This window comes from Devosia riboflavina (genome assembly GCF_000743575.1).
Classification (GTDB): domain Bacteria; phylum Pseudomonadota; class Alphaproteobacteria; order Rhizobiales; family Devosiaceae; genus Devosia; species Devosia riboflavina.
This window is the reverse complement of sequence record NZ_JQGC01000013.1, coordinates 86,586-113,389: the sequence shown is the minus strand read 5'-3', so window position 1 is coordinate 113,389 and position 26,804 is coordinate 86,586. Positions and strand designations below refer to the sequence as shown.

23 protein-coding genes are annotated in these 26,804 nt (G+C 62.0%); 17 read left to right on the top strand and 6 right to left on the bottom strand.

Annotated elements, in window-relative coordinates; all coding sequences use genetic code 11:
* Positions 1-27: 27 nt before the first annotated feature.
* Positions 28-1,512 (bottom strand): ABC transporter substrate-binding protein, encoded by a 1,485-nt coding sequence (locus tag JP75_RS14525; RefSeq protein ID WP_035084177.1) that lies wholly within the window; start codon positions 1,510-1,512, stop codon positions 28-30.
* Between the two features lie 279 nt (positions 1,513-1,791).
* Between JP75_RS14525 and JP75_RS14520 the strand changes: the two genes are divergently transcribed.
* The 12 genes from JP75_RS14520 (at position 1,792) to JP75_RS14465 (ending at position 16,591) form a co-directional block, all read left to right on the top strand.
* Entirely contained in the window at positions 1,792-2,244 is a 453-nt protein-coding gene (locus JP75_RS14520) for a hypothetical protein (RefSeq protein ID WP_035084174.1), read from the top strand.
* Between the two features lie 101 nt (positions 2,245-2,345).
* Positions 2,346-3,320, top strand: a complete 975-nt coding sequence (locus JP75_RS14515; protein WP_035084290.1) for an acetylxylan esterase — start codon at positions 2,346-2,348, stop codon at positions 3,318-3,320.
* A gap of 68 nt (positions 3,321-3,388) precedes the next feature.
* Positions 3,389-4,393, top strand: a complete 1,005-nt coding sequence (locus JP75_RS14510) for a LacI family DNA-binding transcriptional regulator (RefSeq protein ID WP_035084172.1) — start codon at positions 3,389-3,391, stop codon at positions 4,391-4,393.
* Positions 4,394-5,126: 733 nt separating this feature from the next.
* Positions 5,127-6,998, top strand: coding sequence for an ABC transporter substrate-binding protein (locus tag JP75_RS14505; protein WP_160194695.1), 1,872 nt, complete (start codon positions 5,127-5,129; stop codon positions 6,996-6,998).
* A gap of 246 nt (positions 6,999-7,244) precedes the next feature.
* Complete coding sequence (locus JP75_RS14500; RefSeq protein WP_035084170.1) at positions 7,245-8,237, top strand: ABC transporter permease; 993 nt, start codon at positions 7,245-7,247, stop codon at positions 8,235-8,237.
* A 1-nt stretch (position 8,238) separates the two neighbouring features.
* A complete protein-coding gene (locus JP75_RS14495) occupies positions 8,239-9,375 on the top strand; it encodes an ABC transporter permease (RefSeq protein WP_035084168.1) in 1,137 nt (378 codons plus the stop codon).
* A 25-nt stretch (positions 9,376-9,400) separates the two neighbouring features.
* Complete coding sequence (locus JP75_RS14490) at positions 9,401-10,417, top strand: ABC transporter ATP-binding protein (protein WP_051960728.1); 1,017 nt, start codon at positions 9,401-9,403, stop codon at positions 10,415-10,417.
* On the top strand, positions 10,414-11,448 hold the full coding sequence (locus JP75_RS14485) for an ABC transporter ATP-binding protein (protein ID WP_035084166.1): 1,035 nt from the start codon (positions 10,414-10,416) through the stop codon (positions 11,446-11,448). The genes JP75_RS14490 and JP75_RS14485 overlap by 4 nt, the downstream gene beginning before the upstream one ends.
* Before the next feature lies 1 nt (position 11,449).
* On the top strand, positions 11,450-13,303 hold the full coding sequence (locus JP75_RS14480; RefSeq protein ID WP_035084164.1) for a DUF2264 domain-containing protein: 1,854 nt from the start codon (positions 11,450-11,452) through the stop codon (positions 13,301-13,303).
* Positions 13,300-14,310, top strand: coding sequence for a hydroxyacid dehydrogenase (locus tag JP75_RS14475; RefSeq protein WP_152565854.1), 1,011 nt, complete (start codon positions 13,300-13,302; stop codon positions 14,308-14,310). Before JP75_RS14480 ends, JP75_RS14475 begins: the two co-directional genes overlap by 4 nt.
* Positions 14,310-15,950: an acyltransferase gene (locus JP75_RS14470; RefSeq protein ID WP_051960727.1), complete on the top strand. Its 1,641-nt coding sequence runs from the start codon at positions 14,310-14,312 to the stop codon at positions 15,948-15,950. The genes JP75_RS14475 and JP75_RS14470 overlap by 1 nt, the downstream gene beginning before the upstream one ends.
* A complete protein-coding gene (locus JP75_RS14465; RefSeq protein ID WP_035084159.1) occupies positions 15,947-16,591 on the top strand; it encodes a ThuA domain-containing protein in 645 nt (214 codons plus the stop codon). Before JP75_RS14470 ends, JP75_RS14465 begins: the two co-directional genes overlap by 4 nt.
* Positions 16,592-16,729: 138 nt before the next feature.
* On the opposite strand, the gene JP75_RS14460 is transcribed toward JP75_RS14465, so the two are convergent.
* Complete coding sequence (locus JP75_RS14460) at positions 16,730-17,437, bottom strand: class I SAM-dependent methyltransferase (protein ID WP_051960726.1); 708 nt, start codon at positions 17,435-17,437, stop codon at positions 16,730-16,732.
* A gap of 135 nt (positions 17,438-17,572) precedes the next feature.
* Between JP75_RS14460 and JP75_RS14455 the strand changes: the two genes are divergently transcribed.
* On the top strand, positions 17,573-18,061 hold the full coding sequence (locus JP75_RS14455; RefSeq protein ID WP_035084156.1) for a YciE/YciF ferroxidase family protein: 489 nt from the start codon (positions 17,573-17,575) through the stop codon (positions 18,059-18,061).
* 54 nt (positions 18,062-18,115) lie between these two features.
* A complete protein-coding gene (locus JP75_RS26870) occupies positions 18,116-18,337 on the top strand; it encodes a DUF2934 domain-containing protein (RefSeq protein WP_051960725.1) in 222 nt (73 codons plus the stop codon).
* Between the two features lie 164 nt (positions 18,338-18,501).
* On the opposite strand, the gene efp is transcribed toward JP75_RS26870, so the two are convergent.
* Complete coding sequence (gene efp, locus JP75_RS14445) at positions 18,502-19,071, bottom strand: elongation factor P (protein ID WP_035084153.1); 570 nt, start codon at positions 19,069-19,071, stop codon at positions 18,502-18,504.
* A 125-nt stretch (positions 19,072-19,196) separates the two neighbouring features.
* On the opposite strand from efp, the gene epmA reads away from it, so the two are divergent.
* Together epmA and JP75_RS14435 are read left to right on the top strand one after the other, a co-directional pair.
* Positions 19,197-20,255, top strand: a complete 1,059-nt coding sequence (epmA, locus tag JP75_RS14440) for an EF-P lysine aminoacylase EpmA (RefSeq protein WP_035084150.1) — start codon at positions 19,197-19,199, stop codon at positions 20,253-20,255.
* Between the two features lie 107 nt (positions 20,256-20,362).
* Positions 20,363-21,472 (top strand): lysine-2,3-aminomutase-like protein, encoded by a 1,110-nt coding sequence (locus JP75_RS14435; protein ID WP_084587692.1) that lies wholly within the window; start codon positions 20,363-20,365, stop codon positions 21,470-21,472.
* A gap of 227 nt (positions 21,473-21,699) precedes the next feature.
* Here the strand turns inward: JP75_RS14435 and fabV are convergent, their stop codons facing one another.
* The gene (gene fabV / locus JP75_RS14430; protein ID WP_035084147.1) at positions 21,700-22,869 is read right to left on the bottom strand and encodes an enoyl-ACP reductase FabV; all 1,170 of its coding nucleotides are present in this window, start codon (positions 22,867-22,869) and stop codon (positions 21,700-21,702) included.
* A 227-nt stretch (positions 22,870-23,096) separates the two neighbouring features.
* On the opposite strand from fabV, the gene JP75_RS14425 reads away from it, so the two are divergent.
* On the top strand, positions 23,097-24,212 hold the full coding sequence (locus JP75_RS14425; protein WP_035084144.1) for a hypothetical protein: 1,116 nt from the start codon (positions 23,097-23,099) through the stop codon (positions 24,210-24,212).
* Positions 24,213-24,239: 27 nt separating this feature from the next.
* On the opposite strand, the gene JP75_RS14420 is transcribed toward JP75_RS14425, so the two are convergent.
* Both JP75_RS14420 and JP75_RS14415 read right to left on the bottom strand, forming a co-directional pair.
* Entirely contained in the window at positions 24,240-24,884 is a 645-nt protein-coding gene (locus tag JP75_RS14420; protein WP_035084279.1) for a glutathione S-transferase family protein, read from the bottom strand.
* Between the two features lie 133 nt (positions 24,885-25,017).
* Positions 25,018-26,724, bottom strand: coding sequence for a Rieske 2Fe-2S domain-containing protein (locus JP75_RS14415; protein ID WP_035084277.1), 1,707 nt, complete (start codon positions 26,722-26,724; stop codon positions 25,018-25,020).
* Positions 26,725-26,804: the final 80 nt, after the last annotated feature.

Here is a 26,804-nt window from a genome sequence, read left to right as displayed (position 1 = left end):
CAATCAGAGATTTAAGGCGTTTAAGCTCTATTCGCTCTTCTGGATGTCGTAGGCGAAGAACTGGGAGTTCAGGCCGTTGATCGGGTAGCCGGTGACGTTGGCGGCCGAGACGACGATCTGCGGGTAGAGGTAGAGCCAGTTGCCGGCTGCGTCTTCCGCGATGATCTTGTTGGCTTCCGTCAGCTTTTCGACCTGTTCGGCTTCCGAACCGGCGGATTCAGCGTCGGCTACGAGCTTGACGACGTCGGGGTTGTTATAGCCCCAGTAGAAGTCGGGGTTGCCGTAGAAGACGATATCGCGGTGGTTGACGTGCTCCTGCAGCGTCGCCTCGAAATTCTTCTCCTGGTAGATCTTGGTGTACCACTCGTTGGCGGTGATGATGTTGATATTCACCTTCACGCCGATCTTGGCATATTCGGACTGCAGGAACTGCGCCACGATCGGATGCGGATCGTAGTCGGGCGTGTCGAGGGTGAATTCGAAACCATCGGGATAGCCGGCTTCGGCGAGGAGCGCCTTGGCGCTTTCGACGTCATAGGCATCGACGCCGGTGAGGTCGACATACCACGGGTCGGTCGGCGGCACGAAGGAGCCGATCAGCGTGCCATAGTCACCCCAGATGGAGTTGAGAAGGCGTGCCTTGTCGGTGGCGCGGGCAAGGGCTTTTCGCACTTTCACATTGTCGAACGGGGCGACGCGGTCGTTGTATGCGAGCAGTTCCTTGGTGGTGGAAGCGCCTTCCGTGACGGTGAAGGCCGGGTTGCCGGTGAACTGGGCCAGGGAATCCGGGCTCTGGACCGAGGTGATCACGTCGACGGCGTTTGTCAGAAGCGCGTTGTTGAGCGCGGTGGCGTCGGTGAAGTAGGTGTAAACAACTTCGCCATTGGTCGGGGCTTCGCCCCAGTAGCCGTCATAGCGCTCGAGCGCGAGAGCGGAACCGCGGCGCCATTCGCCCAAGAGGTACGGGCCGGTGCCGTCTTCGACTGCGGTGATGTCAGCGGCGGCGTCGTTGACGATCCAGACATAGGAGAGGTTGTAGGGCAGCGAGATCGAGCGAGCCGAAAGGGTGATCACCACGGTCTTGTCATCGGGCGTTTCGATACCGGTGATCGTGGACAGGCTGCGCTTGCGCGAGCTCTTGGAAGCTTCGGCGGTGACGCGTTCGATCGAGTACTTTACGTCGGCCGAGGTCAGCGGATCGCCGGAGTGGAAGGTGACGCCGTCCTTGAGCGTGAAGGTATAGGTCAGGCCGTCTTCGCTGGCTTCGTAGCTTTCGACGAGTTTTGGTTCGACCGAACCGGCATCGGTCAATTGGAAGAGGGCTTCGTAGACATTGCCATTGAAGGCTTCGTTGATGCCCTGGCCGGCGCCGGCGGTGTTGTCGAGGTTCTGCGGCTCATAGAGCGAGCCAATGCGGATGGAGGCGTTCGGATCGAAATCCTGCGCGAGGACGGAGGCGGGCAGGGCGACGCCGGCCAGGAGGGCGGCGAGGAGGAGGGTTTTCGTGGTCATGAGACGCTCCAGTTATGGTTGGCTTCAATCTAGTTCTGGCCGGGATAAATCTCTACCGGCCTGATCGACAATCTTGTGCCGCGCATGGGCGCATTCAGGCATTTCGTTTCCTCTGAGGCAAAGGAAATGGAAATGCGTTCCGACAGTCTATGCCGGGGGCCGGAGTTTTGAAATGTCATTTCGGTGACGACCGGCTCGGCACACGCTGTTGTGTGAGTTCTTCTTAGTGGTTTTCACTATCGTAAAATCTCCGTAAGATTATTGCGGAGATGGGTGGCGATGATCGACGAAAACGATCCGGATGGGTTTGGCGAACGGCCCTTGGCCGGGTTCACCCATTCGATCGACAATCACCTTGCGTTTTACCGCTTTGCACTGACGGCCTATAATTTTCGCTGCGCTATCAGTGGGTTGAAATTTGCTCCTGATGCTCTGATTCTGCATGAGCACCTCCAGGTCGTGCCGATCCATCCGCGTGAACTCGGCGGTGCGCTGGAGATCGGCAATGCGCTGGTGCTTGAGGCCAGCATGGCGGATGCTTTTGCGCGCGGGCTGATCACCGCCAGCGACGACTGGCAGGTGATCGTGCCGCGACCGGAAGCGCTGGCGGAAGAGCAGCGACAGCACGTGGTCGCTGGCCGGGTGCTCTTCGTTCCATCGGAGCCGATGTTCAGGCCGGTGGCGAAAAACCTGCAGTTTCATCGGCTTACGATCGCTCGCTTCCATCGCTAGGATAAATGGCCGCGATTGCTGTGGCAAAGTGCGGCCATGGCTGGAAATTTGCGCGCAGCGGGAGCAGTCTCGGGCAGTTTCTTCCATACCAGGATCGTTCCGTGCCATTCCCCGATCTCGTTCACCCTGCGCTCGGTGCCTATCGCAGCGCGGTGGAAATTCCCGCCGATTTTTCAACATTCTGGGCCGAGACCTTGGGCGAGGCGCGCGGCATTGGCGGGGCGGTGCACATTGAACCGGTCGAAACGACGCTGAAACTCGTCGAGGCCTTCGACGTGACCTTTCCGGGCTTTGGTGGACATCCCGTCAAAGGCTGGCTGGTGCTGCCCAAGAACCGGGACGGAAAACTGCCGCTGGTGGTGCAGTTCATCGGCTATGGCGGCGGGCGCAGCTTTCCGCATGAACTGCTGCATTGGGCGGCTTCGGGCTATGCCTATTTCCGCATGGATACGCGCGGGCAGGGCAGTAGCTGGAGCATGGGCGCGACGGCCGACCCGATCGGCTCGACCTCGTCCATTCCGGGCGTGATGACCAAGGGCATTTTGGATCGGAACGACTATTACTATCGCCGCCTCTTCACCGACGGGGTGCGGGCTGTCGACATGCTGTTGGCGCAGGATTTTGTCGATCCCGAGCGCGTGGCCGTTTGCGGCGGCAGCCAGGGTGGCGGCATCGCGCTGGCGGTCGCGGGGATTGATAGCCGGGTCAAGGCGGTGATGCCGGATGTTCCATTCCTCTGCGATTTTCCGCGGGCCGTGCGTACGGCCGGCCGCGATCCCTATCTCGAGATTGTACGCTATCTGGCCCAGCACAGGGATAAGTCGGCCAAGGTCTTCGAAACGCTCAGGTATTTCGACGGCGTCAATTTTGCGCGGCAGAGCAAGGCAGCGGCTTTGTTCTCGGTGGCACTGATGGACGATATTTGCCCGCCCTCCACCGTCTATGGCGCCTATCAGGCCTTCGCTGGCACCGATAAAACCATTGTGGAATATGAGTTTAACAACCACGAAGGCGGCGGGCCATTCCAAGATCGCGAGCAGATGAAATGGCTCGGGGAACGCTTCGGGATGCGTTAACACTTGAGAAAACTTGCGTTACTCAAAAAATGCAAATATTGCATTGAGGGTAAGTAGGATTTTCTCAGATGCCCAGCAAGCGCGCCAGTCAAGCCGATATCGCCGAAAAACTCGGGGTGTCCGTATCGACCGTGTCGCGCGCGCTGGCCAATGAAATCGGTATCAGCGATGCGGTGCGGCGCGACGTTCAGCGCGTCGCGCGCATGCTCGGCTACAAGAGCAAGCATGTGCCGGCGGTGGGCAGTCTCGACAAGCGCGCCGTAGCCATGGTGCCGCTCAACGGCGCCATTGGCAGCCTTGCGAGCTTTTATCACGGCATTGTCGAAGGCATGCGCAGCCAGGCGGCGGAGGCGGGCATCGTGCTCGACGTGCGGCTGGTCAACGAGGACCACGTGACGCTCGATTTCGTGCAGCGGCACATGGCGAAATCAGGCGCTGGTGGGCTGGTGCTGGCCGGTATCGACCCCGACGATACTCTGGTGCAATGGGCGCTGGATGCCGATATCAGCCTGGTGCTGGCCAATGGCGTCGACCCGCAGATGCGGCTGAGCTCGGTGGCGCCGGCCAATTTCTACGGCGCCTATATGGCGACGCAGCACTTGCTGGACGCGGGGCACCGCAAGATCGTGCATTATACGTTCAGGCACCGCCACACGATCCTGCAGCGGCGGCGCGGCTTCGAGGCCGCCATGGCGGCAATGCCCGATGCCATGGGCACGGTGGTGATCTCCAATGAAAATTCCGGCAAGGAATTGCTGTCCGGCCTCTTGAGCGGCAAGTACGACGCGACGGCCGTGTTCTGCTGGAACGACAGCGTAGCCGTGTCCATGGTCGATGCCCTTTTGGGGCAGGACTCTCCCCTGCCGAAGAATTTTTCGCTGATGGGATTTGACGATCTGCCCATTGCCGGCATGGCCAGCCCTCGGCTCAGCACGGTGCGGGTGGATCGCGAGGCGATCGGCCGTGGCGTCGTGCGTCTGCTGTCCCAGCAGATGGACGGCGAACGGGCGGTGCAGCACCTGGAGATCGGGCTGACGCTGGTCGAGGGCGAGACGGTTCATCGGATTGAGTGAGCCTTCAGGGCCAAGCTCATAGCTGACCGCGAGTGGCCTCATTGCCGGGCTTGTCCCGGCAATCCTTCTCGGGACGGCCAGCCATCCTGCGGATGGCATTGACCACCGGGAACAAATCCGGTGGTGACGATCGTCGGGATGGTTTTGGGTGCCGCTCGGCCCCGGCGGTAAAGCCTCCCACGCGAAACTTTTTCTCCTGCCATGTCGGAAAATACGCAGTTTTGCGCGGTTCAGCCGGGGCTATCCGCTTCGTTCTACAATGCAATTCCCGCAATATTGCGTAATTTGCATGAAATGCGCAAATTACTTGAATTTGCGCAAGATTGTGCATAGCGTTGCATGCGTTCGGTGACACAAAGGACGGCTGCGGTTAGCAGACTGTTGGCATCGAGCGTAACCTGGGAGGGGAATTGGTGACTCTTTTGCAGTGGCATGCGGAACCGGTGCGGGAGGTGCTGCTGGCAGCATCCGCCAGCGGGCCGTTCACTGCTTGGTCGCATCCCGGAAATCGACTCATGGGCAAGGCTTTTGGCTTTCGGCATCGCTGCCGGAGCGTGAGCCCTGCCATCGCTATCTCGCCGCTCGCCTGAGCGGGAGTGCCGTCCTTTGGGCGGAATACAATCGTGGTCGAGCTGCCGAGGAAGCGGCCGGCCGAATGTGATTGCCGGGGATGACCCCGGAAATGGGAGGACTATGTATGGGAAAGAACTTTTCTCTTGGTTTGACCGGAGCCGTGGCCATTGCGGCCATGATGGCCGCGGCCGGACCGGTATGGGCGCAGCAGCAATCGCCCGTGCTGGACGCGGCGGTTGCCAGCGGTGAATTGCCGCCAGTTGCCGAGCGCCTGCCAGCCAATCCGCTTGTCATCACGCCGGTCGAAAGCGTCGGCACCTATGGCGGCACCTGGCACAGCGCCCTGCGCGGCGGCCTCGACAATGCCTGGATCGGCCGCACCGTCGCCTATGACGGGCTCGTTCGCTATGACCGCGAATGGAAAGAAATCATTCCGAACCTGGCCGAGAGCTGGGAAGTCAGCGAGGATTCCCGCACCTTCACGTTCAAGCTGCGTGAAGGGCTGAAGTGGAACAATGGCACGCCCTTTACCAGTGCCGACATTGCCTTCGCGGTCGAACTGATGAGCGAGCCGACCTATGGCGCCGGCACTTTCATCAAGAACCCGAACAATCCGGTGAAGGTCGAAGTCATCGACGACACCTCGTTCAGCCTGGTCTTCGAGAAGCCCAATGGCGTGATCATGGACGAGCTGGCCAGCATCAACGGCTTGACGCTGGTGTCTCTCAGCAAGGATTATTGCAGCCAGTTCTACCCCAAGTACAATCCGAATGCGGCCGAGGAAGCCAAGGCTGCCGGTTTTGAGACCTGGGAACTGTGGATGGGCAATCGCTGCTCCTGGGCGACGGAAACCATCCGCTTCGCCAATCCCGAGCTGCCCTTCATGAGTGCCTGGATGATCGAGGAGCCGCTGACCGGCGACGCGACCCGCACCACGTTCGTGCGCAACCCCTACTATTGGAAGGTCGATACCGAGGGCAATCAGCTACCCTATATCGACCGGCTGGAAATGCGTGTTTCGGACTCGCTCGAAGAAATCACGCTCATGGCGCTCAATGGCGAGATCGACTTCCAGGATCGCCATATCGCCACCGTTGCCAACCAGCCGATCTTCTTCGATGGGCAGGAGGCTGGCGACTATCGCCTCGGCGAAAACATTCCCTCGACCATGAACACGCTCATGTTGCAGTTCAACATGAATCATGTGGACGAGAAGCGTCGCGAGCTGTTCCAGAACAAGGATTTCCGTATCGGGGTCAGCCACCTGATCGACCGGCAGGAAATCATCGACGTGATCTTTACCGGCCAGGGCGAACCCTTCCAGGCCGCGCCCCGCCCGGAATCCCCGTTCTATGACGAGGAAATGGCCAAGCAATATGCCGAGTTCGACGCCGATGCAGCCGCTGCTGCCTTCGAGGCGGCGGGCCTCGTTAGGAGTGGCGACTTCTATACCTTTGCCGACGGCACACCGCTCAAGATCACCATCGACATCATCTCCTCGTTCCGTTCGGAATGGGTGGACATGATGGAGCTGCTGCAGCTCCAGCTCGAAGCCGGTGGCCTCGATATCGAACTCAACAATATCGACCGCACGCTCTATTACGACAAGCGGCCGCTGGGTGACTACGATGCCCAGATCTGGCAGGGCGATGGTGGCCTCGATGTGGTGCAGGAGCCGCGCTACTACTTCCCGGCCAATCCGGAAAGCGTCTGGGCCTTCCGCTGGCAGGCCTGGTACAATGGCTCCAATCCGGAAATCGCCGAAGAGCCGGCTGACTGGGCCAAGGAACAGATGGACCTCTATAACCAGCTGCGCAGCGAAGGTGCTCCCGAAGCGCGCAACGAGTTGATGAAGCAGATCCTCGCCATCGCCAAGGAGAACTTTCCGGTGATCGGTGTCAGCCTGCCCGGCAATGGCTACTACATCGCCAAGAACAATATGCGGAACATCGCAGAACCGATGCTGCACGCCTATCTGTTCCCGACCCCGGCGCCCTACGACCCGTTCCAGTGGTATTTCGCCCAGGAATAGGGTCCCTCCCGGCCCCTCGCGACCCCTCCCCAGGGCCGCGGGGGCGCTTAAAAGGCTCCTCTGCGGAGGGCCATTCGAGCGTAGCTCTCATGGCCTTTTCACCTCAAATCACTCCGCCGGAGCGATTTGCCAGAGGACGGTTCGAAGCCCCTCACCCTGGATTTTCGCTGAACGCGAAAATCCTGTCCCTCTCCCTCAAGGGGCGAGGGAAGGGGGCACCGAGTTCGTAATACCAAGGAGACGCCCATGCTGCGTTTCGTTTTCCGGCGTCTCATCGCCATGGTCCTTACGCTCTGGGCCGTCAGCTTCGTGGCTTTCGCCATTATCCAGCTACCGCCGGGCGATTATCTCACCACTTATCTTGCGACCCTCAGTTCCAATGGTGACCGGGTAGACCCGGCGACCATCGAGGCCCTGCGCCAGCAATATGGGTTCGGCGAACCCTATATCGTCCAGTACTGGAAGTGGATTTCCGGCATTCTCGGCCGCGGCGATTTCGGCCAGAGCTTTGAATGGAAAGCGCCGGTGACGACCCTGATCTGGGGACGCCTGGGCAATTCCATTCTCGTCGAGGGCCTCGCCGTGCTGGTGATGTGGTTCATCGCCCTGCCCATCGGCATCTATGTGGCGGTGAAGAAGTATTCGCTGGGCGATTATCTGGCGACCGTGGCCGGCTTTATCGGCCTCGCCATTCCCAATTTCCTGCTCGCGCTGCTCTTGATGTATCTCAGCTTCGTCTGGTTCGGCACGACGATCGGCGGGCTCTTTTCCTCCGAATTCGAGAATGCGCGCTGGAGCCTGCCGCGGCTCTGGGACTTCTTCTCGCATGCCTGGGCGCCGATCCTGGTTTTGGCGACGGCAGGCACCGCGGAACTGATCCGCATCCTGCGCGCCAATCTGCTCGATGAGTTGAAAAAGCCCTATGTGACGACGGCCCGGGCCAAGGGCCTGCCGGAATGGAAGGTCGTCCTCAAATATCCCGTGCGCGTGGCGCTCAATCCACTCGTCTCCACCATTGGCTGGCTGCTGCCGGCGCTGGTGTCGAGTTCGGTGATCGTGTCGGTGGTGCTCAACCTGCCGACGGCCGGGCCGCTGCTGCTGCGCTCGTTGACCTCGCAAGACATGTATCTGGCAGGCGCCATCATCATGCTGCTCGGTGTGCTCACCGTCATCGGCACCCTGATCTCGGACCTCTTATTGGCCTGGATCGACCCCCGAATTCGCTATGGGAGTAAGTGACATGGCCGTCGATACGGTTGTTCCGGCGGGGCATGTCGCGCCGGCCAAGCTCAAGCGGGAATCCCAACTTGCCCTGATGTGGCGGCGCTTCAAGCGCCACCAGTTGGCGGTGGTCAGCCTGTGGATCGTGGTGTTTTTCTATCTGGTGGCGGCCTTTGCCGAGTTCCTCGCGCCGACCGATCCGTCGGCCTATAGCGCGCGCTATACCTATGCGCCGCCGCAGGGGTTGCAGTTCATCGTGGCCACGGAAGATGGCGGCTGGGCCTTCCAGCCGCATGTGAACGGCTACAAGACCGAGGTCGATCCCAAGGCAATGCGCCGCAGTTTCGTGATTGATCCGGAAGTGATCATTCCGGTGCAGTTCTTTGCCCCGTCCGAGCCCTATTATCTCGCCGGGTTCATTCCGATGTCGATAAAGTTCATGGGCGTCGAGAATCCGCGCGATCCCTTCTATGTGCTGGGCGCTGACCGGTTGGGCCGCGACATGCTGAGCCGTCTCATCCATGGCACGCGCATTTCGCTGTCCATCGGTCTTGCCGGGGTGACGCTGAGCCTCTTCTTCGGCATCGTGATCGGCGGGTTCGCCGGCTATTATGGCGGCTGGTTCGACAGCTCGGTGATGCGCGTGGTCGAATTCATCCGCTCGATGCCGACCATTCCGCTCTGGCTGGGCCTTGCGGCGGCGTTGCCGAAGGATTGGAGTGCGCTCCAGACCTACTTTGCCATCACCATCATTCTCTCGCTGATCGGCTGGACCGAGCTGGCGCGTGTGGTGCGCGGGCGCTTCCTGTCGCTGCGGACGGAAGATTTTGTCACCGCGGCGCAGCTCGATGGGGCCAGCGATTGGCGCATCGTGACGCGGCATATGGTGCCGAGCTTTACCAGCCACATCATTGCGGCGGCGACGCTGGCTATTCCCGGCATGATCCTGGCGGAGACGGCGCTGTCCTTCCTCGGGCTCGGGCTGCAGCCGCCGATCGTGAGTTGGGGCACGCTGCTGCAGGAAGCGCAGAATATCCGCACGCTGGCGACGGCGCCGTGGCTGCTGGCTCCGGGTGTCTGCGTGGTGATCGTGATCCTCTCGCTCAACTTCTTCGGGGACGGCCTTCGTGACGCCGCTGATCCTCATGGCCGATAATTTTCCAACTTCAGGAGTGCCTGGCATGACCAAGCCCCTCCTTTCCATCAATGACATGTCCATCGTCTTCACCTCGCCGGACGAGCCCGATATCGAGGCGGTGCGGCAGGTGGACCTGACCCTCACGCCGGGCAAGACGCTGGCGCTTGTGGGTGAAAGCGGCTGCGGCAAATCGGTGACGGCGCGGGCCGTGTTGCGGCTCCTCGACAAGAATGCCGATATTCGGACCGGCGAGATCGTCTATGACGGGCGCGACGGGCAGGTCGATATTGCCCGGCTGAAACCCGACAGCACCGCCATGCGCTCTATTCGCGGTGCGCAGATTTCGATGATCTTCCAGGAGCCGATGAGCTCGCTTTCGCCGGTCCACACGATCGGCAACCAGATCGACGAGATCATCGTGCTACATGAAGGGCTCAAGCCCAAGCAGGCTCGGGAGCGCACGATTGCGCTACTCGACCAGGTGGGCGTACCGGGGGCGCGGGATCGGGCCAATGCCTATCCATTCGAGCTTTCGGGTGGGCTCAGGCAGCGCGCCATGATCGCCATGGCGCTCGCTTGTACCCCGAAACTGCTCATTGCCGATGAGCCGACGACGGCACTCGACGTTACGACGCAGGCACAGATTCTGGACCTCCTGCGGCAGCTACAGGACGATTTTGGCATGGCCATGCTGTTCATCACCCATGACCTCGGGGTCGTGGCCGAAATCGCCGACGATATTGCGGTGATGTATCTCGGCGATGTGGTGGAGCAGGGTGATGTGTTTGAAGTCTTCAAGACTCCAAAACATCCCTATACGCAGGCGCTGATGAGCTCGGTGCCGCAATTGCAGCGCAAGGCGGATCGCGTGCGGCTGCAGCCGATCAAGGGCACGGTGCCCTCGCCGAAGGATCGGCCGGTTGGCTGCTCGTTCACCAGCCGCTGCCCGCATGCCTTTGGGCCCTGTGCCGGGACGCGGCCGGAGCGCACACAGGTCAGCGAAGGCCATATGGCGCGCTGCCATCTCCTCACGCATACGAAAGAGGAGGCGCTCGTATGACGACGCTGCTTTCCGTCGAAAATCTCTCAAAGGTCTATACGCTTGGCGGCGGGCTCTTCAAACAGAGCCGGGAGCTGGTGGCGCTCAACGATATCAACCTGACGGTGGAGGCGGGGGAAACGCTGGCCATCGTGGGCGAGAGCGGTTGCGGCAAGACCACGCTCGGGCGCTGCATCATCAAGGCGCAGCCGGTGACCGAAGGTAAGGTCTTTTACCACCAGGATGGCGGGCAGAAGGTCGAGCTGACTTCGCTCGACAAGCGGGCCATCAAGCCGTGGCGGCGGGATATCCGCATGATCTTCCAGGACCCTATGAGTTCGCTCAACCCGAATATGCGGGTGTTCGATATCGTCGCCGAGCCGCTGCGCGTCCACAGGATTTGCAAGGGGCGGGAACTGGAGGAGCGGGTGGTTTCGACGCTCGCCAAGGTGGGTATTCCGGCCGATGCCATCGGGCGGTATCCGCACGCCTTTTCGGGCGGGCAGCGGCAGCGCATCGGCATTGCACGGGCGCTGGTGCTCGATCCGAAACTGGTGATTGCGGACGAGGCCGTGTCGGCGCTCGACGTGTCGATCCAGGCGCAGGTGCTGAACCTGCTCGACGATCTCAAGGAAGAGTTCGGGCTGACCTATATCTTCATCAGCCATGACCTCGGCGTCGTGAACTACATCGCCGACCGGGTGGTGGTGATGTATCTCGGCCATGTGGTCGAGACCTCGCCGACCGAGCTTTTGTTCGAGCGGCCGCGGCATCCCTATACGGAAATGCTGCTCGAAGCGCTGCCCATTGCAGACCCGACGCGGCGCAAGGGGCGGAACAAGGAGCTGAAGGGCGAAATTCCCTATCTGGGCAATCGTCCGCAGGGATGCCCGTTCCACACGCGCTGCAAATATGCCGAGGACAAGTGCCGGGCCGAAAAGCCGGTGCTGCGCCCGATCAATGGTACGGCCCAGATGGCCGCCTGCCACTTTGCCGAAACACTCAATCTCAAGGGCGCTTATGATGCGGCGCCGCAAAAGGTTATTGCTTGAAATGACTTACGATCCGGCTACAGCCAATCCGCTCTTCGGTAACCCGCTCAAGACGCGTGACGATGTCGAAAAAGGGCTTCGCGATCTTTTCACGCCGTTGCTGCCTTATTTCTCCGAGGGCTCGGCGCGCGTGCGGCTCGATGGGGCCGGGGCGCATTTTGATCGGGCGGCGGCTGACCTTGAAGGCTTTGCGCGTCCGCTCTGGGGGCTGACGCCGCTGGCGGCGGGGGGCGGGGATTTCGAGCATTGGGAGCTTTATCGCCAGGGTCTCGCCAATGGCACCGATCCCGAGCATCCGGAATATTGGGGCACGGTGAACGGCATCGACCAGCGCATGGTGGAACTGGCGGCCATCGGCTTCACCATGAAGATGCTGCCGCATCTGGTGTGGGATCCGCTGCCGCAAAGGGCGAAGGACAATCTGGCCGCCTATTTGAAGCACACGCGCAAATTCGAATATGCCGACAATAACTGGAAGTTCTTCCGCATCCTCGTCGATCTCGGGCTCGAACAGTGCGGCGTCGAATTCGATCGCTCCTATACCGATACCTTCCTCAAGGAGCTGGAGGGCTTTTACCTCGGTGACGGCTGGTATCGCGACGGCAATGTCAGACGGATCGACCACTACATTCCCTTCGCCATGCACTTTTATGGGCTGATCTACGCAAAACTCGCCAATGGCGATGAAAAGCGCGTGGCCGACTACAAGGAGCGGGCGCGGCTGTTCGCCGAAGATATCCAGCACTGGTTCGACGAGGATGGTGGCACGCTGGCCTTTGGCCGGAGCCTCACCTATCGCTTTGCCTGTGGCGGCTTCTGGGGGGCGCTGGCCTTTGCCGATGTTGAGGCGCTGCCCTGGGGTGTCATCAAGGGGCACTTCCTGCGACATCTGCGCTGGTGGAGCAAGCTGCCGATCGCCAATGGCGATGGCGTGCTGTCGATCGGCTATGGCTATCCCAACCTCTTCATGTCCGAGAGCTATAATTCGGCCGGCTCGCCTTATTGGGCGCTGAAAGCCTTCCTGCCGCTGGCGCTGCCGGCGGACCATCCTTTCTGGACGGCGGAGGAGGTGGAGGCAGATTTCCACGCCAAGCCGGTGCCGCTGAAGCACCCGGGCATGGTGATGCAGCACACCAAGGGCAATGTGGTGGCCCTGTCGAGCGGCCAGCAGAACTGGCAGATGCGGGCGGGCACCGAGAAATACGCAAAGTTCGTCTATTCGAGCCGCTACGGCTTCTCGGTTGAGGTGGACGAGCGGGCCTATCACAACGGCGCCTTCGACGGTGCGCTGGCCTTCTCGGATGACGGCCGCCACTACCGGGTGCGCGAGAGCAATGAAGTGGCGCAGATTGCCGAGAACGTTCTGTTTGCGCGGTGGAAGCCGTGGAGCGATGTCGAGGTCGAGACCTGGCTCATTCCGGCGCATCATTGGCATGTGCGCCTCCATCGCATCAACACGCCGCGAGCCCTGCACGCGACCGAGGGCGGCTTTGCCATTGCGCGGGCCGATCTCAATGCCGACACCTATATCGATGAGGCCGGCCGCGCTGTGGCCAAGAGCAAGACCGATGTCAGCGCCATTCTCGATCTCGGCGGCAAGCGCGAGGGCAGGGCATTCCGGGCTTTCCCCAATACCAACCTGATCGTCTCGAAGACCATCGTGCCGCAATTGCGCGGTGAGATTGCTGCCGGAACGACGGTGCTGGTGACGGCTGCCATGGCGCTGCCGGCAGGCGCGGAGGCAGAGGCCGCGCTGGCCACGCCGCCGCATGCGCCTGATCTCGCCGCGCTTGAGGCGCTGTTTGCCCGCGAGGGCGTTGATGTCAGCGCTATCCTGGTGCCGGAGCGGTTCTGATGGGTCCAAAACTTCTCTTTGCCATGGCGGCAGACAAGACGCGGCACGTCTTCGACACCGCGACAATCGACCGCCTCGAACAGAGCTGCGACCTCTTGCAGCGCGAGCCGGTCGAGAATTTTGACGATCCGGCAGCGCGGCGCTTATTGGGCGATACCGAAATCCTGGTCACCGGCTGGGGCTGCCCGATGATCACGCCGGAGGTTTTGCGCGCCGCGCCGAACCTGAAGCTCATCGCCCATGCGGCGGGCACGGTGAAATTCACCGTCGATCCGGCCGCCTATGTGGCCGGTATCCGTGTGACGCATTCGGCTGAGGCCAATGCCGTACCGGTGTCGGAGTTCACGCTGGCTTCGATCCTCTTTTCTGCCAAGCACATCTTTACCCTGCGGGACCTTTATCGTGCCGACCCCAGCCGGCGTTCGAGCTATGCGCTGGGAGATAGTGAAATCGGCAATTTCCGGCGCACGGTCGGCATTGTCGGGGCTTCGCGCATCGGGCGGCGGGTGATCGAGCTTTTGCGGAATTTCGATTTTTCCGTGCTGCTCTACGATCCCTTCGTGCAGCCGGGTGATCCGGACCTTGCCGGGGTTGAGCTGGTGGAGCTCGATGCGCTGATGGCGCGATCGGACGTGGTTTCCATCCATGCGCCGTCTCTGCCCTCGACACGGGGGATGATCGGGGCGCGGCAATTGAAGCTGATGAAGGATGGTGCGACCTTCATCAATACAGCGCGCGGGGCGCTGATCGACGAGGCGGCACTGGTTGCCGAATTGCAGACCGGCCGGATTTTTGGTGTCATCGACGTGACTGATCCGGAAATTCCGCCGGTGGATTCGCCGCTCTTTACGTTGCCCAATGTGTTTCTGACGCCGCATGTGGCTGGCGCTATCGGCACCGAGCGGTTGCGGCTGGGCCTGATGGCGGCGGAGGAAATCGAGCGCTTCATCGAGGGCAAGCCCATGCTCTATGAAGTGCAGCCGGAACTGCTTGAAAGGCTGGCGTGATGAACAGCATTGGCCCGCTGCCGGGCGAGGACGAAGACTGGTGGACCGCCCGGCTGCAGTTCCTCACCTGGGATCGCAGGCCCCAGGATGTCGATAGTGCAGAGCACCGGGCGCGGCAGGCAGAGCTGGCGCTGCGGGCCGGAGCGAGCTTTGCGCCCAGTGCCTATGTGGCGGCGGATGCGGCTATTTTTACGACGCATCTGGTTTTGGGCGAGCAGAGCTGGATCGGCGGACATGCGCTCGTGCGGGGAGATGTCGAATTCGGCGCCCATTGCACGGTCAATCCCTATGCGATGATTTCGGGAAAAGTGCGCTGCGGGGATGGGGTGCGAATTGCGAGCCACGCATCGCTGGTCGGGTTCAATCATGGCTATGACGATCCCGAGGTGCCGATTTATCTTCAGAAGCATGAGAGCCTGGGCATCACCATCGAGGATGATGTCTGGGTCGGGGCCAATGCGGTTATCGTCGATGGTGTCACGATTGGGCGCGGGGCGGTGATCGCCGCGGGCGCCGTGGTCAGCAAGGATGTGCCTGATATGGCTATTGTCGGCGGCGTGCCGGCAAAAGTGCTGCGTTTCCGCGGGCGGGGTCGCAAGGACGAGGCGCGAAAGCAGCTTGAGGCACTGGGGGACCGGGCCGCGAAACAGTGGCGCGATGTACTGGCCGAGAATTTTGACGGCACCGAATATGTGTCGCGCGAGAACGACAATCAGGCGCGGAAAAGCAATCGGCATCTCTGCGACGCCATCGAGATTGCGACCTCGTTCGGCCAATTGCCGCCGGGCCTTGATGTGCCCGGGACGTTGGCGCGGTTGCAGGCGGTGCAGGATAGGGTAACCGGGTTGTTCCCTGATCCATTCCAGCCACCTAAGCCGGGCATGGCCCAGCGCGACGACGGGCTGGCGCTCTATAATGTGCTCTCGACGGGCTATGCAATCGAGGTTTTGGGCGGGCGGCCGCTGCATCGGGTCGAGGCGGTGGAGATACCGGCGACGGAATTGCGGCTCTGGCTCGAAGGGCTGAGCTGGCGCGAGCGAGCCTGGGGGGCGGGAGCGGCGGTGGATGCCATCGGCACGGCGCTCTATTTCAATGCGCGGTATTTTGCGACCGGCACCTCGCGCGAGACGTTATTTGGCTGGCTGGCGATGAAGCAGGATCGCGGCACGGGGCTTTGGGGTTCGCAGACGGCGGCCGAAGGGCTGTTGCAGCCGGTCAATGGGTTTTACCGGCTGACGCGCGGCACCTATGCCCAGTTCGGCGTTGCAGTGCCGCGGCCTGAAGCGGCGATCGACTCCGTGCTGCTCAACTATCGCAACTATGGTGGGTTTTCGGACCGGACCTATACGGCGTGCAACCTGCTCGACACCATTCACCCGCTGTTGCTCTGTCTGCAGCAGACCGACCATCGGCGGGCAGAGGCGGAGCAGATTGCGCGCTCCGTCATCGCGCGGGCGGGGGAGCGCTGGATCGACGGGAAGGGCTTTGCCTTTGCCGATGGGCAGGTGCCGGGCCTGCAGGGGACGGAAATGTGGCTATCGGTGGTGCATCTTTCGGCGAAACTCTTGGGCATTGAAGATGCCTTCGCTTTCGTGCCCAAGGGTGTGCATCGCACCGAGGCAGTGGGATTGGGACTATGACTAAAAAAGCACTCGTCGTCTGGGGCGGCATGGAATTGCATACGCCGGAGCGCGGCGCCAATGTCGTCAGGCAATTGCTCGAGGAAGAGGGCTTTGCCGTTACCGTGACGCCGGATTATGAGGCGCTCGGCGCGGAGGATGTCGGCAGTAATGACCTCGTCGTGCCTGTTATCACCGATGGCTCGCTGGCGCCTGAGAAGATGAACAATCTCATCGCCGCCATTCGGGCCGGGACGGGGCTGGCGGGCTATCATATGGGGCTGGCGACGACGTTTCGCGCCAGTGTGCCCTTCCGCTATGCAGCCAGCGTCTATTGGGTGCAGCATCCGGGCAATATCATCACCTACACGGTGGACGTGACACGGTCCGATCATCCGATCATGGCCGGGATCGAGAGCTTTGAGCACACCTCGGAGCAGTATTACCTGAACTATGATCCGGCTGTTGAGGTCTTGGCGACAACCAGGTTCTCGGGGGAGTTTCATCCCTGGCGAAAGGATGTGGTGATGCCGGTGGTGTTTACGACCACGCATGACCAGGGGCGGGTGTTTTATTCCTCGCTCGGGCACACGGCGGACGAACTGGAAATTCCGCAGGTGCGGACGATTCTGAAGCGCGGGTTGTTGTGGGCGGCGCGGTAGACGCGACCGTATACCCCTCACCCTAGCCCTCTCCCCGGAGGGGCGAGGGGATACGGCTGGTGGTTGTGACGAGACAGTGCCTCACACTCGATGCGTCCCCTCGCCCCTCCGGGGAGAGGGCTAGGGTGAGGGGGCTTTCTACTGTTGTTGCTGCGCCTGCCGCCGCAGCACTTCGGACTCTGGCAGCGCGTTGGCGTATTTGAGTTCGCGATTGGCGCGGACCCAGAAGGCGGGGTGGACGCGGTCGAGCAGGGCCGGGTCGCTGGCGGTCAGGCCGAGGGCTGATGCCGTCGCGTCATTCAGGTACAAAACAGCGTTCTGGCGGTACCAGGCGGGGACGGCTTCGTCGGTCCAGATCTTGTCGCGCACGACGTCGTAGGCTTTGCGGCCATGGGTGGCGAAGTGCGCGGCCCAATAGCTTTGCCATTGCTCGTTGAGATGGCCGACGCCGCCCTGGCCTGGGATGGCGGCGGAGAACAATGCCGCTGGCGCCATGGCGACAAGGTCGGCGACGAAGCTTTCGGCACGCTCGGGGGTGAGGTGCTCGGCGACTTCGAGGGAGAGCACCAGGTCGACCTGAGGACCGGCAAAGCGCTGTTCGAGATCGCGGCTTTCGAAGACGATGCCGGGATCGTCGAGCATGTCGGGCTTTACCCAATCGCCCTCGATGCCGAACTGATAGCTGGCGCCAGAGGCGACGAGGAAGGTGCCGGTGCCGCAGCCGATATCGGCGACGCGATTGCGCACCAGTCCCGTGGGCAGGGCGGCAAAAATGCGGGTGGCGGCATGGGCGGTGTGGGCCCGGCGATTGGCGTAGAAATCGGCCGGATAGAGCGAAGTCGACATGGGGCGGATTCTCCTCGGCGCAAGTCTAAGCGAGGCGCGACGGCCAGACCAGATCGTGATCGTGCCATCGGAACCTTACGGCAAACGCGCCGTTGCAGACGCAGCGTCACCCCCACACAATTCTGGAGACGATAAATGGCTGAAAAGCAACTTGACGATCTTTTCCTCGATACCCTCAAAGACATTTATTATGCCGAACGCCAGATCCTCAAAGCGCTGCCGAAGATGGCCAAGGCTGCCACCTCGCCGGACCTGAAGGCCGGCTTCGAACAGCACCATGCTGAAACCGAAGGCCATGTCGAACGCCTCGAACGCGTTTTCGAGATTCTCGGAAAGCCGGCTCGCGGCAAGACCTGCGACGCTATCCTCGGCATTCTGGACGAGGGCAAGTCGATCATGGACGAGTTCAAGGGCACCCAGGCGCTCGATGCCGGGCTCGCGGCGGCGGCGCAGGCTGTGGAACACTATGAAATCGCCCGCTATGGCACTCTGCGCGCTTGGGCCAAGCAGCTTGGCCATACGGAGGCCGCCGATCTCTTCGGACAGACGCTGGCCGAGGAAGAAGCGACGGACAAGAAGCTGACGCAATTGGCGACGACCGTGGTGAACCAGAAGGCCGCTTGAGGCCGATCGGGTGGACGGGCAAGCGTCCACCCATCTTCTTACTCCGGTACACTCATGCACAAGAATTCGGCGCTGGCGGAGCGCGTGCGCGACACGGCCTATTTTCTCTGGGAACAGGACGGACGGCCCGAGGGCAGGGCGATGGAATACTGGCTGCGCGCCAAGCAGATGCAGCAGCGCCAGCTCGCTTATGACCGCTGGCTGGCCGACGGCACGCCGCCCGATCGCTCGGAGCTTTATTGGTACGAGGCGGGGCGAGAGATCGAGGGGAAATGAAACGGGCCCGCAGGGGCCCGTTTTTAGTATCGAAGACCTCATGGTGAGGTGGGCGGCAAAGCCGACCCTCGAACCACGAGGTCGGGCACTCTGAGCTGGTGCCACGCCCTCGTCCTTCGAGGCTGCGCGTTGCTCCGCACCTCAGGATGAGGGCTACTGAGAAATCAGTCCTTGGCGCGTTCCACGTAGGAATTGTCTTCCGTGAGGATGACGATACGAGTGCCGGCGTCGATGTGCGGGGGCACCATGACGCGGAGGCCGTTGTTGAGGGTCGCAGGCTTGTAGGAGGACGAGGCCGTCTGGCCCTTCACAACCGGCTCGGTCTCGACGATTTCGAAGGTCATGCGCTGGGGCAGTTCCATCGAGAGCGCAATGCCTTCGTGAGTCATGAGGTGAACCTTCATGCCGTCCGAAAGGTAGGCCTTCTGGTCGCCGATAACGTCGTCGGGAACCACGAGCTGCTCGTAGGTTTCCGGCTCCATGAAGTGGTTACCTTCACCGTCCGAATAGAGATAGTCGTAGACGCGGTCATCGACGTCGGCCTTTTCGACCATTTCAACGGTGCGCCAGCGGCCGAGCACCTTCACGCCATCGGAGATGCGGCGCATGGTGACGTTGGTCACCGAGTTGCCCTTGCCGGGGTGAACGTTTTCAGCCGTGAGGACGACGTGCAGGTTGCCGTCCTGCTCGACCACATGGCCTTTGCGCAGGGACGAGGCGATGACCTTGACCATTTTTCTTCCTTGTTCGATCGTTTGGCGCGTAATAGAGGCAAGCCGTCTCGCGCCGATAAGCTATTGTCGAGCGCCCGATACCCTATTCCGCGCCATTTCGCCAGTCCGCACGGCAAGAAACCCGCATGACTTCGTTTGACATCGCCGATCCCTCCCCCTGGTGGGCCCCAGAGCGGCATGCCGACCGACGGCCGATCCTCGTCGCGCGCAGTCGCTTCGATGCTGCGGTGCGGCTTTGGCTGGCGGAACGCGATTTTCTGGTGGTCGATCCACCGGGACTGCAGCGCTCGCCGGGCAACGAGACGCATCTGCATGCCTTTGGCACCACGATGATCGGGAACGATGGACTGGGGCAGGCGATGTATCTGCATACCTCGCCAGAGTTCACCATGAAGAAGCTGCTGGCGGCGGGGGAGCGGCGGATTGCGAGCCTTCAGCATGTCTGGCGGAATCGCGAGCGCTCGGCGCTGCACCATCCTGAGTTCACCATGCTCGAGTGGTATCGGGTGGGTGAGGCTTATGATGCGGTCATTGCCGATACATTGGCGATCATTGCGCTAGCGGCTGAGGTGACGGGGATTGCGCGGTTCGAGTTCCGGGGGCGGGTCTGCGATCCGCGCGTCGGGGCGGAGCGGGTGAGCGTTGCCGATGCGTTTCTCGCGCATGCGGGGATTGATCTCCTCGCGACCATGGACGAGGACGGTGTGCCGGATGGCGATGCCCTGGCGGCGCAGATGCTGGCGGTAGGGCTCGAGGTGCCGGAGGATCGGAGCTGGAGCTATCTCTTCAGCCGGATACTCGTCGAAAAGGTCGAGCCGCAATTGGGCAATGGGCGGGTTACGGTTCTGGATCGGTATCCCGCCTGCGAGGCGGCTTTGGCGCGGCGGGTGCTGGGGGATCGGCGCGTGTCCGAAAGGTTCGAGGTCTATGCCTGTGGCGTGGAGCTGGCCAATGGCTTTGGGGAGCTGACGGACCCGGCCGAGCAGCGGGCGCGGTTTGAGGCCGAGATGGCTGAGAAGCAGCGCATTTATGGCGAGCGCTATCCGGTGGACGAGGATTTTCTGAAGGCGTTGGAATTGATGCCGGAGGCGAGTGGGGTGGCGCTGGGTTTTGACCGTCTGCTGATGCTGGCGACGGGCGCGCCGCGGATCGAGGCGGTGCTTTGGGCGCCGGTGGCTGAATGAGCAATCGTGCAAGGGCCGGTGCGCCGGTACCCCTCACCCTGGAATTTCTTCTGAACGAAGAAATTCCTGTTCCTCTCCCGCAAGGGGCGAGGGGGGGCTCCACTCTCATGGCAAACAGCGAACCCCCTTCTCCCCTTGCGGGAGAAGGTGCCCGAAGGGCGGATGAGGGGTCTCTTCGCGCGGTTTCGCGTTCGATCAAAACCGTCGCCGATCTTGAGGGGGCCAAGCTCGTTTCGGTTCAATCTGGCCTTGACCCCGTCGCCGAAAAATACGCCATCGGCATTACGCCGGCCGTGCTCGACCTGATCGATCGCAATGACCCCGCTGATCCGATGGCGCTGCAATTCGTGCCGTCTACGGCAGAACTGCACACCACGGCGGAAGAGCGGGACGATCCGATTGGCGATCTCTCCCATTCTCCGGTCGAGGGGATTGTGCATCGCTACCCCGATCGGGTGCTGCTGAAGGCCGTGCATGTCTGTCCGGTCTATTGCCGCTTCTGTTTCCGTCGCGAAATGGTGGGGCCGCAGGGGCTGGGGACGCTGACGTCGGCTGAGCTCGATGTGGCGATGGACTATATCGCTGATCACACCGAAATCTGGGAAGTGATCCTGACCGGCGGCGATCCGCTGGTGCTCTCGCCCCGGCGGTTGGCCGGGCTGATGGAGCGGTTGGCCAAGATCGAGCACGTCAAAATCGTGCGGTTTCATACCCGCGTGCCGGTGGTCGAGCCGGAGCGGATCGATGCGGAAATGGTGGCGGCGCTGACATCGAGCGGGAAGACCACGTATCTTGCGGTCCATGCCAATCATCCGCGCGAATTTTCTCCGGCTGCTCGGGCGGCGTTCAAGACGCTGGTGGAAGGCGGGGTGGTTCTGGTCAGCCAGTCCGTGCTCCTGCGCGGCGTCAATGACGATGTCGAAACGCTGGCGGCGCTAATGCGGGGGTTCGTGGAGAACCGCATAAAGCCCTATTATCTGCACCATCCCGATCTGGCGCCCGGCACGAGCCATTTTCGCATTGGTATCGAGGAAGGCCAGAAATTGGTCGCCGCCTTGCGCGGTCGGATTTCAGGGCTGTGCCAGCCGACCTATGTGCTCGATATTCCCGGCGGCTATGGCAAGGCCGATATTGGGGCGGCGACGGTTTCGGCGGGCGACGGGTGTTTCAGGGTGCGCGACTGGCAGGGCGAAGAGCACGCCTATCCGCCGGGCTGATCGCTTCACGTTTTGGCTGAAGTAACAGTAGCCCTCATGGTGAGGTGCGCAGCGCAGCGTAGCCTCGAACCACGGGGGCGTGCCCGGATAGTTTAGCGTCACGCCCTCGTGGTTCGAGGCTTTGCTCTGCAAAGCACCGCACCATGAGGCCTACTGGAGCAGACAGCTCCAACCAAATAGTGCAACGCATAAACGAAAAGGGGCGCCAGCGGCGCCCCTTCAAAACCTTATTCGACCACGCGGGGGTCGACATCCTTGCTGTAATCCACGCCGCCGACGGCGAAGCCGAAGAGGCGCATGAATTCTTCGCGGTACTTTGGCAGGTCGGCGAGAGCGGGCAGAGTCTCGGTGGTCAACTGTGCCCAGCGCTTTTCGAGTTCCTTCTGCATCGGGGCAGAGAGTTCCCAATCGTCGACGCGGATGCGGCTTTCGTCGTCGAGGGTCACTTCGCCCTGCAGCTTTTCGCGGAAGAGGCGGTCGATCTGGTGGATCGGGCCTTCGCCAAGGCCCATTTCATCCTCGACCTTGATCAGCAGCGTGCCATAGAGCGGCACGACGGGGATGGCTGAGCTCGCCTGGGTGACGACGGCTTTCAATGCCACGACATTGGCGGAGTTTTCGCCATGGGTGGCGCGGATCGCCTTGGCGGCGCGGTCGAGGTCGCCCTTGGCCTTGCCCAGCGTACCCTTGTGGTAGATCGGCCAGGTCAGCTCGGAGCCGAGATAGGTGTAGTTGAGCGTGCGGAAGCCGTCGGCCAGAACGCCGGCATCTGACAGGGCCTTGATCCAGAGTTCCCAATCTTCGCCGCCCATGACCTTGATGGTCGCCTGGGCTTCTTCCTCGGTCGCCGGTTCGACGGTGATTTCGGAAACTTCGCCGGTGGCGGTGTTGAGGGTCTTGGAGGTCACTTGCTGACCATAGGGCTTGATGGCCGAGCGATAGGTGACGCCGTCCTTGGGGTCGGTGCGGACCGGGGAGGCGAGGGAATAGACGATGAGATCGACCTGGCCGAGATTGGCCTTGATCGCCTCGATGGTCTCAGCCTTGATCGCGTCGGAGAAGGCATCGCCTTCAATGGTGACGGCCTTGCGGCCGGCAGCGCGGGCGCGGTTTTCGAAGGCGCGGTTATTGTACCAGCCGGCGGAGGCCGGGCGGTTTTCGGCCGGCTCGCGTTCGAAGGACACGCCGACGGTATCGGCATCGCTGCCGAAGGTGGTGACGATGCGCGAGGCGAGGCCATAGCCCGTCGAGCAGCCGAGCACGAGCACGCGCTTGCGATCCGAGGGAATGGCACCCTTGATGACAACATGGTCGATCTGGTGCTGCACATTGGCGGCGCAGCCCGTGGGGTGGGCGGTGACGCAGATGAAGCCGCGGATTTTGGGCTCGATAATCATGGGAATTTCTCCTCGATCTTAAGAAGCCAATAGCGGGATTGGCGGCCGAGTTCCAGCCGGTGCGTCAGGTTTTGCCCGTTCGACAGGGGGATACCTCCACCGGGTTTGTGCTCAGGCAGCAGGCTTTTCCACAATTGCGGTGCGTTCAAGGCTGGTTCGTGATCGGCCTCTGCTGTCCTATTCGAGCCGAGTCGGGCCCCAAAGCTGACATTCCGAAGAGGCACTTCATGTCCCAGGTCACCCTTCCGCTGCCCAATCGATCGCTTGCAATAGCAAAGCGGCCGTTCTCCATGCCGGCGGCGTTCCTGTTTACGGTCGTCATGCTGACTGCGCTGGCGGTCGGCCTTGTCTGGTGGCAGGGGCCGGGCCTGTGGCGCGACTGGCAGATCAACCAGGCCCCGCGCACTGTGGAAGACTGGGATCTGCGCGATGGCGATTGCAGCTCGCGCCGTGGCCTTACCGATTGCGAGGCCGACATCACCTATCGCGTCGATGGGCAGAGCTACGAGAAGCATATCTCGCTCGCCTTTCTCGATTTTTCGAGCGGCGACTACATGGTCGATGTGGTGATTTCGCGGGATGACCCGGAGCTGGCGACGTTGAGCCTCGGGCTCGACATGCTTTGGAACCGGCTGGCGGTGTTTGGCGTGTTCATGCTGCTGTTCGGCGGCGGTGCGATCGCGACCATCATTACCGCGCTGAAGGCAGCGGGGGCCAATCGTGCCGCCGCGACGCCGGGGCGGCTGACGGTGGTGCCGGTTGATGTGGTCGAGGTGAAGAATGGGGTGGTTTCCTATGTTGATCATCTCAAGGGGCGCTCGAAGCGCACGACGCGGACGCATTTTGCCAAGGGGCAGGAGCCGCTGATCGGGCTTGATGAGACGGGCAAGCCGGTTGGCGTCGCGGTCAAGCTCGAGCATGTGGCGATACCGGTGCTGCTCGACCGCAATCTCGAGCGCGTGGAACTGACCGACATCGAGCGCGAGCAAGCGCTGGCTGCATTCGAAGCCGAGCAGGAGCAGCGCGGCGCGCGGCTAGCGGCCAATCCGGCGCCGAAGGCCAAGCGCGGGCCCAATATCGTGCGTGGGCTGTTGGCGGGTAGCGCCGTTCTGGTGCTGGCGGTGGTCGCGTTCTTCGGCTTCTGGCTTTACTACGTCATGGTGGCGCCGGATGCCTTCGACGCCGTCGGCATCGAGATCAACAATATCATGCCCGAGCCGCTCAACACCTGGGGCTGCGAGCAGCTTTATGCGCGCTTCGGCGATGGCAATGCGCCCTATGGTTGCACGGCCGATGACTATGTGAGCTGGAAGGTCGCCAAGACCGCGAGCAAGGTGAAATGAGAAAGGGCGCCGCGAGGCGCCCTTCTTTTATTCCTTGGCGCGGCCTGCCGGGAAAATACCCGACATGACCGTAAAGCCCGGCACGCGGCGGACCCGGTCGGTCCAGCGGCGGAGGGCCGGATAATCCTGGCGGGATATACCGCCTTCTTCGCTGAGCATCACATAGGGGAAGCAGGCGATATCGGCGGTGGTCGGATGCGCGGGCGAACAGAGCCAATCGCGGCCGGATTTTTCGCCGAACCACAGGTGCTCGTCCATCAGGCGGAAGATGCGATGGGCGCCTTTTTGCGACTTTTCGATATCGAAGGCGTAGCCATAGCCGAGCGCGAGGCGGGCGGCCGAGGAGGTCGAGGTGATGTCGTCGGCGACCGAATGCCAGCGCAGCACTTCGGCGGTGACGGCCGGGTCGTCGGGGAACCATTTTCCGGACGTGTCGTACTTCTTGGCCAGATAGGCGAGGATGGCGCCGGAGTCCGAAAGGGTGAGATCGTCGTCCTTGAGAACCGGCAATTGGCCGAACGGGTTCATGCGAAGGAACCAGTCGGCCTTGTGCTGGCGGCCAGGGAAGAAGTCCACCGGCACGATCTCGTAGGGCAGGTTGAGAATGTTCATGAGCAGCCGCAGCTTGTAGCAGTTGCCCGAGAGCTCGAAGTCGTAAAGCGTTATGGTCATCAGCGGGCACTCATAGCGGTCGTCATTGCCCGGCTTGTCCGGGCAATCCACGCGGCAGACTCAGAGCGCGTGGAGAGATGGATCACCGGGACAAGCCCGGTGATGACGATGGAATGGGGGAGACTGCGCATCGCTAGATGTCCAAGACCAGGCGGCCAGACTTGGCGCGGCTGACACAGGTCATCATGCAGGTATTAGAGGCCTTCTCGGTCTTGTTGAGATAGACGTCCTGGTGGTCGACTTCGCCTTCCATGACTGTGGTGAGGCAGGTACCGCAGGCGCCTTGCTCGCAGGAGGAGGGAACCGTCAAACCGGCCTCTCGCATGGTTTCGAGGATGGTCTTGCCGGCCGGGACATGGAGCGTCATGGCCGAGCGGGCGAGTTCGACGTCGAAGGCCGACGAACTATCGATCACCTTGTCGTTCTGGAAATATTCGAAATGGATCGCGTCGTCGGGCCAGCCGAGCGAAGCGGCGGTTTCCTGCACCATTTCGAGCATAGCGCCGGGGCCGCAGATATAGACGTGGTTGGCGAACTGATATTGGCCGAGGACTTCGGCCACCTTGGCCTTGATGGCTTCGCGAGCGAGGCCGATGTGGCGGTCGACTTTGCCATGGAGTGCGGCGAGTTCGCTCTGGAAGGCGAGGCCGTCGCCGGTGCGCGCAAAATAGTGCAGCTCGTAGTTGAGGCTCGATTTGTCGAGGAAGCGGGCCATGGACAGCAGCGGCGTGATGCCGATGCCGCCGGCAATGAGCACGGTGCGGGTAGCGTCGCGGCGCAGAGGGAAATTGTTGCGCGGCTCGGAAATGGCGAGGACGTCACCTTCGCGGACGGTTTCGACGAGAACCTTCGAGCCGCCCTTGCTGGCGCTCTCCTGCTTGACGCCGATGACGTAGCTCGAGAGATCGCCGGGGCCGTTGGTGATCGAATATTGGCGGATCAGGCCATTGGGCAGGTGCACGTCGATATGGGCACCGGGCTGGAAGGTCGGCAGATGCTTGCCGTCACGGTCGGCCAGTTCGAAGCCGATCACGCCATCCGCTGATTGCCACTTGCGCTTGACCACGACGGGCATGGTGTTGCCGCGCGGAATGGCGATGTCGGGCATGGAGGCGAGGTCGGCCGAGACTTTTTCGAACACCGGCTGCAGCGGCTCGGGCGCGGGCTTCTTGGCCGCAGCGCGTTCGAGGCGGTCGCGGAGCTTGGTCAGGGTCTCGTTGTAGTGGCGGAGGGTCGCGACTTCATCGGCGGGCTTTTCGATCAGGCCACGGATGACAGAGCGGCCGGCATCGACGGGCTGGACGAAATAGACCGTGGTGCCGAGGCGCAGGGCCATGCCGGGGAGGAGATCGGCCGGTTGGTCATCGGGCGCGAGGCGGGCAAGACCTGCGAGCACGTCTTCGGGCGCGGCATTGACCGGCATGGGACGCAGCGGGAACCAGTCGGTGCTTTCGGCGCCGGCAAAGGGCGCAAACTTCTGGTCGTCATTGGCGGCGGACCAGATGAGGCCGAAGGCTTCCTTGACCGGGTATTTGCGGTTTTCGATGCGGCGGGCCGGGGCGTCGGCGGGGTGCGCCGGGATATAGGTGCAACCGGCCGATTGGTTGGCATAGCGCCAGCCATGGTACTGGCACTTCAGTTCCTGACCTTCATTGATGCCGATGGAGAGGCGCACGCCGCGATGCAGGCACCGGTTTTCCCAGACGTTTACATTGCCATCATCGGCGCGCCAGACGGCGAGTTCACGGCCCAGCAACTGGCCCTGATAGACGTGGCGGAACGGCAGGTCCTCGCTCGATGCGATGGGGTACCAGGTGGGGTCTGAGAGGGACAGGGGCATGTCGATCAGATCCAAAAGTTTGAGGATCGCGCCACGATCGAAATAGTAGTCGCAAACCGCCCTGGCGTACGGGGCGGTTT